Genomic DNA, 15,317 nt, shown 5'->3' with positions numbered 1-15,317 from the left:
AGAAGTACTGGGAGAGGTTGCTTTATTACCAACCAACCCCTTAACGAATAATGCAGGAAATAGTAGAGAAAATAGTAAATGGTTACAAACTCTCGAGGGAAGAAGTCTTAGAGATTTGGAATAAATGTTTACCCGAGGTGCTTTACGAGGCTGCACACCAGATTACTCAACGAATGATGGGTAAAGGTTTTGATACCTGCTCCATAATAAATGTCAAGAGTGGTAATTGTCCAGAGGATTGCAAGTGGTGTGCACAGAGTAGACACTATACTACAGGAGCACAAGTATATCCTCTCTTAGATACAGAGGCATGTGTTGCACAGGCTAACTACAACCATGCACAGGGGATAAAGCGTTTTTCCTTAGTGGCCAGTGGACGAAGTTTGTCTCTGCGGGAAATCCAGACGTTGGCAGATACCTACAAGGCTATTCGCCGCGAAAGTGGGGTGCGTTGCTGTGCTTCTTTGGGGTTGTTGGATGAGGAGCGTTTGCGTATTCTTTACGAGGCAGGTGTTACCACTTACCATTGCAATATGGAAACGGCTCCTAACTTTTTTGGGAAGCTCTGCACTACACACAGCCAAAAAGATAAGTTAGAAACAATAAAAGCTGCGCGTCGTGTCGGTATGAGGGTCTGTTCGGGGGGAATTATAGGTATGGGGGAGCGTATGGAAGATCGTATAGACTTCGCTCTTTTTTTGCGGGATATAGGGGTATATTCCATTCCCATCAATATGCTACAACCCATAGCGGGTACACCTCTTGCCAGTGTGCCTCCTCTCTCGCCCGAAGAGTATCTCACGACGGTTGCTCTTTTTCGACTTATCAATCCCAAGGCCTATTTACGTTTCAGTGGTGGTCGCATCCAGATACCTCTTCCCATCGTGCGCAAAGCGATGTATATAGGTATTAACGCTGCTATTACGGGCGATATGCTTACTACCATAGGGGTAAGGGCAGAGGAGGATATGCAGCTTATCAAAGAGATGGGCTACAGTAATGAAATCGAAACTACTTGGGAGACAGAAGATAGAATATGACTACAAACGAATTGTTGAGGATAGACCGAGAGCATTTATGGCACCCTTATACTTCTACCATTGACCCTTTGCCCGTTTTTCCCGTACAGCGTGCCGAGGGGGTATATATCTACTTGGAAACAGGCGAGCAATTAGTCGATGGAATGAGCTCTTGGTGGGCGGCAATCCACGGCTATAATCATCCTCGTCTCAATAGAGCTATTCAAAAGCAGATAGATCAAATGAGCCATATCATGTTTGGCGGTTTTACGCACCGCCCAGCAGTTGAGTTGGCAAGTAAACTACTTCCCCTACTTCCCGAGGGAATAGATCAGATTTTCTATGCAGATAGTGGCTCGGTTGCGGTAGAGGTGGCACTGAAAATGGCTATTCAGTATCAGCATGCAAAAGGGGCACCAAAGCGACAAGCTTTTGCTACGATACGCTCTGGTTACCATGGAGATACGTGGCATGCTATGAGTGTATGTGACCCGACTACGGGCATGCATACTCTCTTTGAGCGCGCGCTCCCTCGGCAATACTTTCTCCCTCAACCGAAGAGTAAGTTCCATGGAGAGTGGAAGGCTTCCGATCTCAATCCGCTGAAGGAATTGTTGCAGCAGGAGGGGAAGAATATAGCTGCTTTGGTATTGGAACCCATTGTACAGGGGGCAGGAGGAATGTATTTCTATCATCCCAACTATCTCAAAGAGGCTTTAGCTCTATGTCATGAGTATGGAGTGCTTGTTATTTTTGATGAGATAGCTACAGGATTTGGGCGTACGGGCACTTTTTGGGCGGCAGAGCATGCGGGGGCGGTACCCGATATTCTCTGCTTGGGTAAGGCTTTGACGGGAGGATATATGACTTTGTCGGCTACTTGTACGCATAAAACTATAGCCGATACGATATGTTCAGGCGATGCAGGGTGTTTCATGCACGGCCCTACGTTCATGGGCAATCCTTTAGCCTGTGCAGTGGCCTTGGAGAGCCTTTCTCTATTGCTCTCTACCTCTTGGCAGGAGAAGATTAAAGCTATGGAAGCGCAAATGCGAGAGGAACTTTTATTGGCCTCCTCTTTTAAGGGAGTAGAGGAGGTACGTGTCTTGGGGGGAATAGGTGTAATCGAAACGAAAAAGCCTGTCAATATGGCGCGTATGCAGCAACGTTTTGTGGAGGAGGGGGTATGGGTACGTCCTTTTGGTCGTCTCTGTTATCTGATGCCTCCTTATATAATAGGAGAGGAGGACTTGAGCCGACTAACTCATAGCTTGGTAAAAATAGTTCGAGAGCAGTATGATTAGTCTTATAGTTACTTTTTATACAGATTGTGAAAAATGAGAGGAATACAGGCTTTATAGTTTTATGAATGGGGTTATTTTAACATAAAAACTCCACACTTTATGAATAAAAAGTCAGGAACTTGGCAATAATTAATTACCTTTGTGACACAATACAGACATGCGAAATCTTTATTGAAGGGATTTAATTATCCAAGAACTTGTGATGGGAGCCTATTTTTTTATTGCAAATGATTTTATAAGAAAGCGTACGTTGTCTACAATGAACCTCTATTTTACTTGCAAATAAGGGAGTATGAGGTCTGTTTTTGTAGATATAACGGCTGTATATAACGTGGATGGGGGGCTCAAAAGGATGCTCTTCTTTTTCTTGTTGCTGTTAACCACCTCTGTTCTTTCTTATATTGCTTTGCGCCGCTTGTCTTTCATTGCCTATGCTCAAGGTATTTTTGATAGAGAAAATGAGAGAACTGTACATAAGGGAACTATTCCTCGCTTGGGAGGAATAGTGTTTTTTCCTGTAGTAACATTGGTTGTCTCTCTTTTCTTAGCTGCAGGAAGTTTATTAACTCTACCTATAGATTTTCCCTTGTATGGGGTATCTGATATCCTTTTTCTTCTGCCTGCAACTATTTTACTATACTCTGTTGGTGTGGTAGATGACTTAGTGGGATTGTCTTATCGACGCAAATTTATAGCTCAAATCCTTTCTTCTTCTATTCTACTTTTTTCGGGAGTTTATCTTGCGGGTTGGGATAGTTTGTTATTCTTAGATAGCTTATCTAATGTATTGGCATATCCCATAGCCATATTCTTTTTTCTTTTGGTTATCAATAGTATAAATCTAATTGATGGCATTGATGGATTGGCTACAAGCTTGGTACTCTTGGGGATGCTGCTCTATATACCTTTCTTTATTTATGCCAATATGTATTTGTATGCAATAATCTGTGTATCTATTGTTGGTTGTTTGGTTGCTTTTTTGAGATTCAATCTTTTCGGTACGATAGAAAAGCGAACGAAGATTTTTATGGGAGACACAGGGGCTTTAACTTTAGGACTTATTTTGAGTTTCATGGCTTTGCGATTGTTGACTCCTGTTACAGGTAGGGCTTTACCTTTTTCATATGTGATAGCCCCTTTGTTTATTCCATGTTTCGATTTATTCCATGTATTTATATTGAGAATTTTATCGAAGAAAAATCCTTTTAAAGCCGATAAAAGCCATATCCATCATCGAATAATGGCTTTGGGGTTAAGTCAAAGACAAGCACTTGTGATTATACTACTATATGCTACGTTACTCTCTTTGTTTAACATTGTTGGGGATTCATTTTTTAATATCAACCTATTACTTCTATTGAATATCTTTATCTGGATTGTACCTAATATGTTTATTGCCAGTTTGGCACGTAAACGGGCACTCAAAGCTTCTTTAGAGAAGGGTGAATAGTACTTATTTGGCGAGCATATTGTTTCTCCCGATATAATCTTTACTATGTTATATGTTTAGTGGGCAGTATGGGAGGCAAAAGAGCGGATGTATATTATATAATCAATGTAGTGTGTGGTACTTTCTTCAGGGAAAGACAGCGGTATAGGATAATAGAAAACTATTTTGTAGTAAAATAACGGAATGAAAAAAGCTTGTTTTATTGGGTTAGGTTATATAGGACTTCCCACTGCGATAGTAACTGCTAAAAGTGGTATAGAGGTTTTGGGAGTCGATATAAACTCCAATATTGTTACAAAAACTAATTCGGGAGAGCTTCACTTTATAGAGGCAGGTATGGAAGAACTCCTCCAAGAAGTGCTACAAAAAGGAGTTTTTCGTGCTTCTATAACTCCAGAGGAGAGTGATGTTTATTTGGTTGTTGTACCTACTCCTTTTAAGGCCAATCATGACCCCGATATTGCATGCGTAGAGGCTGCTACAAAATCTGTACTTCCCCTATTAAAGAAGGGAGATTTGTTCATTATTGAGTCTACCTCTCCGATAGGAACAACAGAACAAATGGCAGAGTTAATCTATCGAGAGCGTCCTGAACTACAAGGATTGTTACATATAGCTTATTGTCCAGAGCGTATTCTTCCAGGGAATGTTATTTATGAATTGGAGCATAACGATCGGGTAATTGGGGGCTTAACCGAGGAAGCAACTGAGCGTGCGAAAGAATTTTATGCACATTTTGTAAAGGGAGCTCTACATGGGACAAATGCTCGTACAGCAGAATTGTGCAAATTAACAGAGAATGCGAGTCGTGATGTACAGATTGCTTTTGCCAATGAACTCTCTCTTATTTGCGATAAGGCTGGAATTAATGTTTGGGAATTGATAGAGCTGGCTAATAAACATCCACGAGTAAACATCTTACAACCAGGAAGTGGTGTAGGGGGACATTGTATAGCAGTTGACCCCTATTTTATTTCTTCTGCTTTCCCGCTGGAAAGTAAACTTATAGCGGGTGCTCGAGAGATAAACAATTATAAATCTTTCTGGTGTGCCGAGAAAATAAGTAAAACCATCCAAGGTTTTGAGAATCGCTACGGATACTCTCCAGTAATTGCCATGATGGGATTGTCTTTCAAGCCCGATATTGACGATCTAAGAGAGTCTCCTGCCAAGTATATCGCCACCCGTGTAATGCAGGGTCTGAACAATGCTAAGGTACTATTTGTAGAGCCGAATATATCTGAGCATAATACCTTTAAGCTTACAGATTATCGAGAGGCTTATGAAAAGGCAGATATTATTGCCTTTTTGACGGCACATACACCTTTTAAGTCTCTCGAATATCGTACGGATAAAGTTATCCTTGATTTCTGTGGCGTCTTCAAAAAGTAGACTAATATAGAGGGGTACAATGAGGGGATATTTACTTTATATATTCAGTTTTATTCTTTTTTTTATACTGCATTATATCGAGGGATTCCCTACACCTTTGGGTTTATCTATCGCGCAGCTGTGGAAACTTCCTTTATTATTTTACCTTTTAGTATTCTCTATACGGAGTCTTAAAAGGAAGTATGCTTGGGAGAAGTATAGTTACGGGTTAGCTATAGAGAGTACTTTGAATGTAGAGTCTATTCTTAATCCTCTTTATTCTTTTACGCATGCCATGAAGCAATTGCCTTTGATGCTCTTTTTTCGTTATTGGCTGATTAAATACTCTCTTAGAACTGACCGTTTAGAGATATTTCTCTATTCTTTAGCTCAGTTTATTCTTCTTGCCTCTTTTTTTGTATTGCTGGGGTTCGTTACTCCCATTCAAGATTACCTTGTAACGCACTCTTTTTCGGAGGAGGGTACGGTTTATTATTCGGCTGTTTTTGGTTCTCCTCATGCGGCATCTTCTTACTTTGCGGCTTCTATTCTTGTGCTACTCAATGGATTTAAGAGCAAGAGATTCCGTTCTTTTTTGAGCAAAGGTTTCAATTTGTTTCTTATTCTGGTGGGGTTAGTTTCTATTTTTCAGGCTTATGTTCGTACGGGATGGCTTATGTTGTTGGTGGGAGTCGTCGTGTTAATGCTGCCGAAAAGGATAACTCCGAGGTACGTTGTACGTTTTTTATTCGTTTTTATCGCACTATTGGGTGGTCTTATTTATCTGTATACTACGAACGAGAAGTTTCAAGTTCGTGTAGTTGGGAGGAGTATATATTCAAATGAATCTGCTAATAAGATAGATATAAAAGGCTCTGGTCGCATAGCTTTTTGGGTGAATGGCATTGAGAATTGGAGTGGGGGTAATGCCTATGAGCTACTTTTTGGGAGAGGTTGGACAAAAGTTGTTGATTATAATTACCAAAAGACAGGTATGAGGGTCTTCTCTCACAACCAATTTGTCAACGCACTTGTAGAGCATGGTCTTGTTGGTCTGGTGTTGTTGTCGATGTTTTACTTCTCTCTCTATCGTCTTATTCGCTCTAATAGGGGCTCTCCTTATTATCGATTAAGTTTGGCTCTTTTCTTATCGGCCTTGCTTTTTTCTTTTTTTCAGAGCGAGATTTATTTTCTCTTTTCGGCTCTTTTTTCCTTGGCACTTGCTTTGTTAGTACTTTCTGGGGCGAGGCAGAGTATTTCGAGGTATTCGACTATTTATTTTCAAAGCGCAAGATATTTATGAGGCTTGACAGGCGAGATGTTCTGACTGTTGGCTGTTCGTACAAACCTGTCCGTGGCGGAATAGCCCAAGTGTTGTCTATTTATGATGAGCATGTTTTCAAACAGTTTGATTTTATAGCCAATTCGAGGTGGAGCGGTTGGCGCAATTTTTTTGTGCTTTTGGGGGCTTTAGTCCGATTTTTGGGGAGGCTTATTGCCTACCGTCGGATTAAAATAGTGCATATCCACACGGCCGTGTCTATTTGTTTTTACCGTGCTTCTATCTTCATGCTGCTGGCTAAGTTGTTGGGAAGAAAGGCGATACTTCATGCTCATGGCGGTGCTTTTAGGGATTTTTATCGCACGCATCCCAAGCTTATTAGCTGGCTCTTGAATAGGGCTGATTGTATTATTGTGCTCTCTTCCTCTTGGCAGCACTTTTTTAGAGAGATTGCACCCCGTACTTTGGTGCGTATTATTCCTAATCCTGTGGTTCTGCCTACCGAAGAGGAGCTTAACGAGCGCACACCCTCTTCTTTGCTACGAGTACTTTTTTTGGGGCTTTTGGCTCAGTCGAAAGGGATTTATGACCTGCTCGAGGTGCTGGCAGAGCATAAAGAATACTTTGCAGGTAAGCTTGTTTTGGATGTAGGGGGCAATGGTGACGTGCTATTATTTAAAAGAAAAGTAGAAGAACTTGGCCTGTCGGAGCTGGTGCGATTTCATGGTTGGCTCTCGGGAGATACCAAGAAAAAAGCTCTTCTTGAGGCAGATTTGCTCCTTCTGCCCTCTTATTTCGAGGGGCTTCCTATGGTGATTTTAGAGGCTTTTGCGTATGGAATAGCGGTGGTAGCTACTCGTGTAGGCGGTATTCCCGATGTGGTGAACGAAGAGAACGGGGTACTTATCGCTCCAGGAGAGCGTAATGAGCTGTTCGTTATTTTGAAAAAGCTCTGCGAAGAGCCTGCTCTGCTCTCTGCCCTGCAACAAGCCTCTAAGACCGAAGGTTATAAATATGCTCCCGAGGGGGTGGCACTCTCTTTAGAGAAACTTTATAATGAACTTTCGGGTAGTTTTTAGATTAAAAAAGAGTATTCCTTTTTTTATTTCAAAATGATTTGCTAAGTTTGCGAAAAATATCTCTTCTCGCTGTGGTGTAAGAGAGTTTTTACAAGGCGTTTTTTGAAAAGTATAATCAGGTTTCTTAAAAGGAAATCTTTCGGATAGAGTTTGGTAGTTTTTGATATATTTTGTTGTCACTGAGGATTGATCAAACACCGCCGGCCAAAAGAGCAGATAGTATTCTTCTGAAAAGTATGTATTAATTGACCAGATAGTATATAGTAATCCTGAAAATAGTAAGTACTAATTTGACGGATAGTATGTACTTTTTGTCGTGGTAGTATATACCTCTTCATATTTTATTTGTTTTTTATTTTGTTGAGCAGCATACTATTGGGCTGGCGGTGTTTTTTTCTTTGTAAATTAATAGTTTCGACGCATAAAGAGTAAAGTAGAGAATATGGCAGAGAAGAAAATGAATTTTACCCTACATCAGCGCAAGGCTGTGGTGGGGAAATTAAAAGGTCAAATGGTGCAGGTGGCATTGCCTTCTGGGCGGAATCGCGTTAGTTTCCGTCATTTTTGTGAGCGTGTTGCCAAGGCAACCACTTTTACGCATCAAGAGGTTTCGGCAGTACTTAACTATGCCATTGAGATTGCCAAGGATATTGTTTCCGAGGGCGATATGGTAGAGTTTGGAGATATGGGCGTTTTGAAACCAAGTTTCAGAAGTATGGTTGTGCCAGTAGATGAGAAATTCCTCTCGACAAGGCATATTGTAAAGCCTGTTATTAAGCTCCATCCCTCTAAGGAGTACTTCACTTTGAATAATATCCAGTACGAGCGTATTGAACCTAAGTCTAAGAAAGATACCCCAACTCCTGGAGTGCAACCTCCTCCCTCTCCTGGCAATCCTCCCTCAGATCCAGAGGCGAGTGGCGAGGGAATATGATTTATAGTTAGTTTCAACTGTCGCTTCCAGCTCCTAATGATAAGTTTCTTTCCTTTATCTTAGGAGCTGGAGCTTTTTATTGAGGATATAAGTTTTATCGTTGTTGTTATGGAGAGTACTGCAAACTTATTACCCACACTCTCAATTGTTATCCCTGTATATAATGTGCAGGACTATTTGCATCGCTGTGTAGAGAGCATCTTCGAACAAGATTATCATGACTACGAAATAATCTTGGTAGATGATGGTGCTACCGATAGTAGCGGTGCGATTTGTGATAAACTTGCAAAGGAACACTCCTCGATACGTGTAATTCATAAGCCCAATGGAGGGCTTAGTAGTGCAAGAAATGCAGGGCTCCAAAGGGCAGTAGGCAAGTATATTTGGTTTATAGACTCCGATGACTATATCGCTTCTGGGTGCCTCTTGCCTATGATGAATCAGATAGAAAAAGCAGAGGCAGAGATTCTTTTCTTCCGATTTTTGAGAACGGATGGATCGTCTATTATTGGAGTTCCTGTTGGAAAGTATTACCCTGGGCATTATAGTGGAAGGGAAGTTGTACTTAATGAAATGGCAAACCATACTGCATGGTCTTTTATATCCTTGAAATCTTTATGGGATGTGCACGGACTTAATTTCCTGGAAGGAATAGTCTTTGAAGACTTTGAGATATGGCCTCAATTAATGAGAGTAGTCCAAAAATCTGTTTTTTTTGATTCAGAAATTGTCCCGTATAGGTATTTTATGCGTCCTGATAGTATCATGAATCAATCTAATCCAGAGAAGAAGCTAAAGCAGATAGAGGATCATTTCCGCATCGAAGAGTCTTGGAGAGAGCACTTCAATCTTGTTACTCCCGCGCCCGATAGTTATGATATGGTCGTTCTTAAAGAAAGTACAAGGGTGCTTCATAGATGCCTACTAACCTTTACTACGCTCTCTAAACTCTCTTCTTTTACTAAGCTCAAATTGCTTTTTCGGTACAGGAAAAAGGGAGTTTTCTCCAACTATTATAATGGGCATCGTAGGCATCCTTATATCAAATCGGGAAAACTAAAATGGGTTTGGAATATCATAGGGCGTTCCTTTATTGCCTATGCGCTCTATTCGATAGTAAGAGATATAATAAAGGAGTAGTAAAGAGGTTTTGTGTTGTTTGAAAATAGTATTTCTTGATTTAGTATGTTAGAGTTTTCTCCCGAGTTTGTACGCGCATTGTCTATTATTATCCCCGTTTATAATGTAGAGGATTATTTGCGCCGCTGTGTAGAGAGTATTCTTGCACAAGATTATTACAACTATGAAATCATCTTGGTAGATGATGGTTCCACCGATAGTAGTGGGGCAATTTGTGATGAGTTGGCACGAGAGCACTCTTTTATACGTGTTATTCATAAGAGTAATGGGGGGCAGAGTAGCGCAAGAAATGTAGGGATCGAAGAAGCAGTAGGCAAGTATATTTGGTTTATAGACTCAGATGACTATATTGCTCCTCAATGTCTTGCTTTAATTATGAAGCAGATAGAGCAGAATAGTACCGAGATTCTTTTCTTCCCCTATATCAGAACGAATGGAGTAGTAACTTTTGGAGGCTCTATCGGAAATTACCACGAAGGGGAATATTCGGGAAAAGATATTCTTCAGTACCAATTAGCTAATATCTCTTCGTGTACTTTTATCTCTGAAAAAAAGATTTGGCTCGAGAATAATCTGCGCTATATCGACGGCATCTATTTTGAAGACTTCGAGATATGGCCCAGGATTATGAAAGTTATAACCCGAGCCAGCTTCTTCAACTCCTCTCTTATTCCTTATTTATACTATATTCGGGTGGGAAGTGTTATGAACCTTTCTGACCAGGCACGAAGAATGCGGCAGATAGATGACTTCTTTCGTATCGAGGATTTGTGGCGAGATTGCTTCAATTTGCATAATCCAGCACCCAATAGCTATGATATGCAGATGGTGAAAAGTGCTTCCAATATGCTGCATCGCAACTTGCTAAACTTCGTCCGAAAATCTCGGTTCTCGCTCTCGACTAAACTGAAACTCTACGCCGAGTTCCGAAGAAAAGGTGTTTTCTCAAGCTATTATAATGGGTATAAAAAGGATTGGTATCAGGGAAGCTCCTCTGTAAAGCTTTTCTGGAATACCATAGGGCGTTCTTTTATACTCTTCTCGCTCTTCTCTATCATAGAGGAAATAAGAAAAAAACTCCATAAATAAGTTGTTTTTAGTATCTAAAGAGTGCTTATGCAGCCAGTTCTACTTAGTGGAGTAGGTGTTTATCCTTTTGCTTCGACTCTTGAGTTGATCAATCATATAGAGAGGCATCCAGGCATATTAGTGGCAATTAATGCAGAGAAAATACTGCACGCTACAGACGATCTAAAGGCTATTTACAATCGTAATATTGGCTACCCAGATGGGGTGGGAGCAGTAATTGCTCTCAAGAAAAAGGGATATAAAAAAGCCCGTAAGATAGCAGGTTGTGAACTATGGCTCAAGATTATAGAGCGATATAGTAGAGAGAAAAGTTTCTATCTCGTGGGAGGAAAGCCCGAGGTAATATCCTCTACCATCGAAAAACTTAAGGAAGATTTCCCTGGAGTAAATATTGTCGGTTATAGAGATGGTTACTTTAAAAGTGGAGATGATGAGGCTCTAATTGCAGATATTATAGCCAAAAAACCAGATATTGTATTTGTCGCCATGGGGTCTCCTAAACAGGAACTTCTTATGGAGCGTATGCAAAAAGTGCATCCTTTAGCAATCTACCAAGGCTTAGGAGGGAGTTTTGATGTGTATACAGGACGTGTAAAGAGAGCTCCTGAGTGGTGGATACGCAATAATCTTGAGTTTGCCTATCGTTTATTACGCCAACCAAGTCGCATCAAAAGACAGATACATTTAGTACGATTCCTATTCAGAGTATTATTTTATTAGATGTTAGTAAACATGAAAAGAGTAATGTTAGTTTTCGGTACTCGTCCCGAAGCTATCAAGATGGCTCCATTGGTAAAGGCGTTACAAGCAAAAACTAATGATTTTGAAACAATCGTTTGTGTAACAGGCCAGCATAAAGAGATGTTGGATCAAGTGTTAGATTTATTCGACATCAAACCCGACTATGACTTGGCAATTATGAAACAAGGCCAGGATCTCTATGATGTTACCAGTCGAGTTTTACTCGGAATGCGAGAAGTACTCAAGCAATCTAAACCCGATGTCGTATTGGTACACGGCGATACAACGACCAGCACTGCTGCTGCTCTTGCGGCTTTTTACCAACAAATCTCTGTTGGACACGTAGAGGCGGGACTACGTACACACAATATATATAGTCCTTGGCCAGAAGAGATGAATCGCCAACTAACAGCCCGCATGGCTACTTATCACTTCACCCCTACTAAACTTAGTCAGGACAATTTGCTTGCAGAAGGAATTTCTAATGACCGCATATTCGTTACGGGCAATACTGTAATTGATGCGCTCCAACAAGTAGTAGCCAGCATAAAGAACAATCCTAATTTGCAAAAAGAAGTGGAGCAAAAACTCCTTCAATCTGGATATGATCTAACGCGACTCCATAAAGAACGTAGACTTATACTTATTACTGGGCATCGTAGAGAGAACTTTGGGAATGGATTCCTTAGTATTTGCCGTGCTATTCAGACGCTTAGTAAACGTTTTCCAGAGGTAGATTTTGTTTATCCCATGCATCTTAATCCTAATGTTCGTAAGCCTATCCACGATGTGTTTGGGAAAGAGTTAAATAAATGGGAGAATCTTTTCTTCATCGAGCCTCTCGAATACTTGCAGTTTGTTACACTCATGGAGCGTTCATTTATTGTACTTACCGATAGTGGAGGCATACAAGAAGAGGCTCCAGGACTGGGAAAACCCGTACTGGTGATGAGAGATACAACAGAACGTCCCGAAGCAGTAGAGGCGGGAACTGTAAAACTTGTGGGCACAGACTACGATCAAATTGTTAGTAATGTAGAAAGACTTCTAACAGATGAACTCGCATATGCTGAAATGAGTAGAGCTAATAACCCCTATGGTGATGGAAATGCCTGTTCGTATATAGTGGAGGTGCTCTCCCAAAGTCTGTGTTACTAATTAGAGGATTACTATATACTACTTAAAGCTTTCATAATACCACTTAAAGAGCTGGGTGGGTAGGCATTTGGGTAAGAATGTTTACTTTTGTCAGACAATAAAAAGAGCTTTAAGAAGAAATATGATGACCGCTAACGAGATACGTGCTGCTTTTTTGGACTTTTTTGCCTCTAAGCAGCATCATATAGTTCCCTCTGCACCGATGGTTGTAAAGGGTGATCCTACGCTTATGTTTACCAATGCTGGAATGAACCAGTTTAAGGATATTATTCTGGGCAATGCAGAGGCTAAATATCCACGAGTAGCAGACTCCCAAAAGTGCTTGCGGGTAAGTGGTAAACACAATGACCTCGAGGAGGTGGGGCACGATACCTATCACCATACTATGTTTGAGATGTTGGGCAATTGGTCTTTTGGGGATTATTTCAAGGAAGAGGCTATTACATGGGCTTGGGAGTTTCTTCACGAGAGATTGGGTATACCTGCCGATCGTCTCTATGCCACTGTCTTTGAAGGTGCTGCCGAAGATGGACTTGAAAGGGATAACGAAGCGGCTTCTATTTGGGAGCGTTACCTGCCCAAAGAACGTATCTTAAATGGTAATAAAAAGGATAACTTTTGGGAAATGGGGGATACTGGTCCCTGTGGCCCCTGTAGTGAAATACATATAGATCTCCGCATTGAGGCAGAACGGGCAGAGGTGTCTGGGAGGGATCTGATCAATAGAGACCACCCTCAGGTAGTAGAGATATGGAACCTTGTATTCATGCAGTACAATCGCTTGGCCAATGGTTCGCTCTCTCCATTGCCTCACAGGGTAATAGATACGGGTATGGGTTTTGAGCGTCTTTGTATGGCTATGCAGGGCAAACGCTCTAATTATGATACGGATGTTTTTCAACCTATTATCCAGGCAATAGCCAATCTTTCTGGAATTGCTTATGGACATAGTGAGAAGACTGATATAGCTATGCGAGTGATAGCAGACCACGTACGTACCATAGCATTTGCAATTACCGATGGGCAACTTCCGTCTAATGCCAAAGCTGGTTATGTAATTCGCCGTATTTTGCGTAGAGCGGTTCGTTACGGTTACACATTCCTTAACCGTAAAGAGGCTTTTATGTACGCTCTTTTACCCGTTCTTATTGATTGTATGGGTAGTGCCTATCCAGAGCTTATAGCTCAGAAAGACCTGATTGTCAAAGTAATGAAAGAGGAGGAGGATAGCTTCCTACGCACTCTTGAATCTGGTATGAAGCTCTTAGACAGAAAGATTGAGGAGTTCGGGAGTGAGGGTACTCTCTCGGGGCACGATGCTTTTGTGCTTTATGATACATTTGGCTTTCCTTTAGATCTTACAGAGTTAATCCTCCGAGAGCATAATATGTCGTTAGATCAAGCTGGATTTGATGAAGAAATGGCACAGCAGAAAGCTCGTGCTCGTAATGCTGCTCTACTTCAAACAGAGGACTGGGTCGTACTACAAGAGGGGGATTCCCTTTTTGTGGGTTATGACAGAACAGATTCTGAGTGCCGTATATTGCGCTATAGAAAGGTAAAACAAAAGAATAAGGACTTCTATCAAGTTGTGCTTTCTCAGTCTCCCTTCTACGCCGAGATGGGGGGACAAGTAGGCGATAGTGGCTATCTTTTGGCAGAAGACAACTCTCGTCATGCCATTAGAGATACCAAGCGAGAAAACAATTTGCCTGTACATTTAATGGATAAGTTACCCGATGATTTATCTCAAACCTTCCACGCTTATATCGATACGGAGCGTCGTCGTATGGCAGAGGCTAATCATACTGCAACGCACTTATTGCATAAAGCTTTGAGAGATGTATTGGGTGAGCATGTAGAGCAGAAAGGTTCTTTTGTGAGTCCAGAGGTACTTCGATTTGACTTTGCCCACTATAATAAACTTACGCCCGAGGAGATCCGTCGCGTGGAAGAGATTGTTTCTTCAAAAATCCGTCAAGATATTGCCCGTCAAGAGTTTCGTAATGTACCTATTGAAGAGGCTAAAAATATGGGAGCTATGGCTCTTTTTGGTGAGAAGTATGGAGAGGAAGTACGTGTGTTGCAGTACGGAGATTCGATAGAGCTTTGTGGAGGTACCCATTTACCATCGACAGGTATGATTGGTTCTTTTCGTATTGTCTCAGAGTCTTCCATCGCTGCAGGAATCCGTCGTATAGAGGCAGTAACGGGGAGTAATGCAGAACGCTATCTGTATGAGAAGGAAGATACTTTGACAGAGATTAAAGCTCTGTTTAACAATAATCCCAAGGTCGTGAACAGTATTCGTAAGCTTATCGAAGAGGAGGCACAACTTCGTTTAGAAATAGACCAATTACTTCGTAAACAGATGGCACAGAAAAAGGCCGAGATTTTGGCACAGAAAGACCATATAGGCTCTATTCGATTCCTTTATTTAGAAGGAGAGTATCGTGCCGATTCTGTAAAGGATATTGCTTTCCAACTACGTGGTGAGCTTGATGAGCCATTTATCTTCCTTGCGGCAACCAAAGAGGGCGAAAAGTGTTTGCTCTCTATCACTCTGTCAGATGCTGCGGTGGCTTTGGGTGCCAACGCTTCGAATTTGGTGCGCTCTGTATCTACTCTGATTAAGGGTGGGGGAGGTGGTCAGCCTCACTTTGCCACAGCGGGAGGAAAGGATATCGCTGGACTCCCTAAGGCGGTAGAGCATATCAAACAGGAGATACAATCTTTATAAGAAAGAATTT

12 protein-coding genes are annotated in these 15,317 nt (G+C 41.4%); all 12 read left to right on the top strand.

All coding sequences use genetic code 11. The annotated features are described in order from the left end of the window. Positions 1–47: 47 nt before the first annotated feature. The 12 genes from bioB to alaS all read left to right on the top strand — a co-directional run bounded on the left by bioB (position 48) and on the right by alaS (position 15,307). Complete coding sequence (gene bioB, locus B5D06_RS01140) at positions 48–1,040, top strand: biotin synthase BioB (RefSeq protein ID WP_184227853.1); 993 nt, start codon at positions 48–50, stop codon at positions 1,038–1,040. Further along, positions 1,037–2,323: an adenosylmethionine--8-amino-7-oxononanoate transaminase gene (gene bioA / locus B5D06_RS01135; protein WP_078736196.1), complete on the top strand. Its 1,287-nt coding sequence runs from the start codon at positions 1,037–1,039 to the stop codon at positions 2,321–2,323. Before bioB ends, bioA begins: the two co-directional genes overlap by 4 nt. Positions 2,324–2,615: 292 nt before the next feature. Then, positions 2,616–3,773: an MraY family glycosyltransferase gene (locus tag B5D06_RS01130; protein ID WP_078736195.1), complete on the top strand. Its 1,158-nt coding sequence runs from the start codon at positions 2,616–2,618 to the stop codon at positions 3,771–3,773. Between the two features lie 183 nt (positions 3,774–3,956). Next, positions 3,957–5,165, top strand: coding sequence for a UDP-N-acetyl-D-mannosamine dehydrogenase (gene wecC, locus B5D06_RS01125; RefSeq protein ID WP_078736194.1), 1,209 nt, complete (start codon positions 3,957–3,959; stop codon positions 5,163–5,165). A gap of 226 nt (positions 5,166–5,391) precedes the next feature. Beyond that, positions 5,392–6,447: an O-antigen ligase family protein gene (locus B5D06_RS01120; RefSeq protein WP_234989531.1), complete on the top strand. Its 1,056-nt coding sequence runs from the start codon at positions 5,392–5,394 to the stop codon at positions 6,445–6,447. Beyond that, a complete protein-coding gene (locus B5D06_RS01115; protein WP_078736192.1) occupies positions 6,444–7,505 on the top strand; it encodes a glycosyltransferase family 4 protein in 1,062 nt (353 codons plus the stop codon). The genes B5D06_RS01120 and B5D06_RS01115 overlap by 4 nt, the downstream gene beginning before the upstream one ends. A 442-nt stretch (positions 7,506–7,947) precedes the next feature. Next, entirely contained in the window at positions 7,948–8,439 is a 492-nt protein-coding gene (locus B5D06_RS01110) for an HU family DNA-binding protein (RefSeq protein WP_078736191.1), read from the top strand. Between the two features lie 108 nt (positions 8,440–8,547). Then, the gene (locus tag B5D06_RS01105; protein ID WP_078736190.1) at positions 8,548–9,579 is read left to right on the top strand and encodes a glycosyltransferase family 2 protein; all 1,032 of its coding nucleotides are present in this window, start codon (positions 8,548–8,550) and stop codon (positions 9,577–9,579) included. 45 nt (positions 9,580–9,624) lie between these two features. Beyond that, the gene (locus B5D06_RS01100) at positions 9,625–10,668 is read left to right on the top strand and encodes a glycosyltransferase family 2 protein (RefSeq protein ID WP_078736189.1); all 1,044 of its coding nucleotides are present in this window, start codon (positions 9,625–9,627) and stop codon (positions 10,666–10,668) included. 27 nt (positions 10,669–10,695) lie between these two features. Further along, the gene (locus B5D06_RS01095; RefSeq protein WP_078736188.1) at positions 10,696–11,388 is read left to right on the top strand and encodes a WecB/TagA/CpsF family glycosyltransferase; all 693 of its coding nucleotides are present in this window, start codon (positions 10,696–10,698) and stop codon (positions 11,386–11,388) included. Between the two features lie 12 nt (positions 11,389–11,400). Further along, positions 11,401–12,567 (top strand): non-hydrolyzing UDP-N-acetylglucosamine 2-epimerase, encoded by a 1,167-nt coding sequence (gene wecB, locus B5D06_RS01090; protein WP_078736268.1) that lies wholly within the window; start codon positions 11,401–11,403, stop codon positions 12,565–12,567. A gap of 121 nt (positions 12,568–12,688) precedes the next feature. Further along, a complete protein-coding gene (alaS, locus tag B5D06_RS01085; RefSeq protein ID WP_078736187.1) occupies positions 12,689–15,307 on the top strand; it encodes an alanine--tRNA ligase in 2,619 nt (872 codons plus the stop codon). Positions 15,308–15,317 lie beyond the last annotated feature (10 nt).

The sequence above is a fragment of the Porphyromonas circumdentaria genome (genome assembly GCF_900167105.1).
In the GTDB taxonomy this organism is placed as follows: Bacteria; Bacteroidota; Bacteroidia; order Bacteroidales; family Porphyromonadaceae; genus Porphyromonas; species Porphyromonas circumdentaria.
Note: the sequence above shows the minus strand (reverse complement) of the source record. Positions and strands in the feature narration are given on the sequence as shown.

Bases quoted from the DNA above. Each gene is read 5' to 3' on its own strand.
- bioA (WP_078736196.1), top strand. From the start codon at position 1,037: ATGACTACAAACGAATTGTTGAGGATAGACCGAGAGCATTTATGGCAC.
- B5D06_RS01130 (WP_078736195.1), top strand. From the start codon at position 2,616: ATGAGGTCTGTTTTTGTAGATATAACGGCTGTATATAACGTGGATGGG.
- wecC (WP_078736194.1), top strand. From the start codon at position 3,957: ATGAAAAAAGCTTGTTTTATTGGGTTAGGTTATATAGGACTTCCCACT.
- B5D06_RS01115 (WP_078736192.1), top strand. From the start codon at position 6,444: ATGAGGCTTGACAGGCGAGATGTTCTGACTGTTGGCTGTTCGTACAAA.
- B5D06_RS01110 (WP_078736191.1), top strand. From the start codon at position 7,948: ATGGCAGAGAAGAAAATGAATTTTACCCTACATCAGCGCAAGGCTGTG.
- B5D06_RS01105 (WP_078736190.1), top strand. From the start codon at position 8,548: ATGGAGAGTACTGCAAACTTATTACCCACACTCTCAATTGTTATCCCT.
- B5D06_RS01100 (WP_078736189.1), top strand. From the start codon at position 9,625: ATGTTAGAGTTTTCTCCCGAGTTTGTACGCGCATTGTCTATTATTATC.
- B5D06_RS01095 (WP_078736188.1), top strand. From the start codon at position 10,696: ATGCAGCCAGTTCTACTTAGTGGAGTAGGTGTTTATCCTTTTGCTTCG.
- wecB (WP_078736268.1), top strand. From the start codon at position 11,401: ATGAAAAGAGTAATGTTAGTTTTCGGTACTCGTCCCGAAGCTATCAAG.
- alaS (WP_078736187.1), top strand. From the start codon at position 12,689: ATGATGACCGCTAACGAGATACGTGCTGCTTTTTTGGACTTTTTTGCC.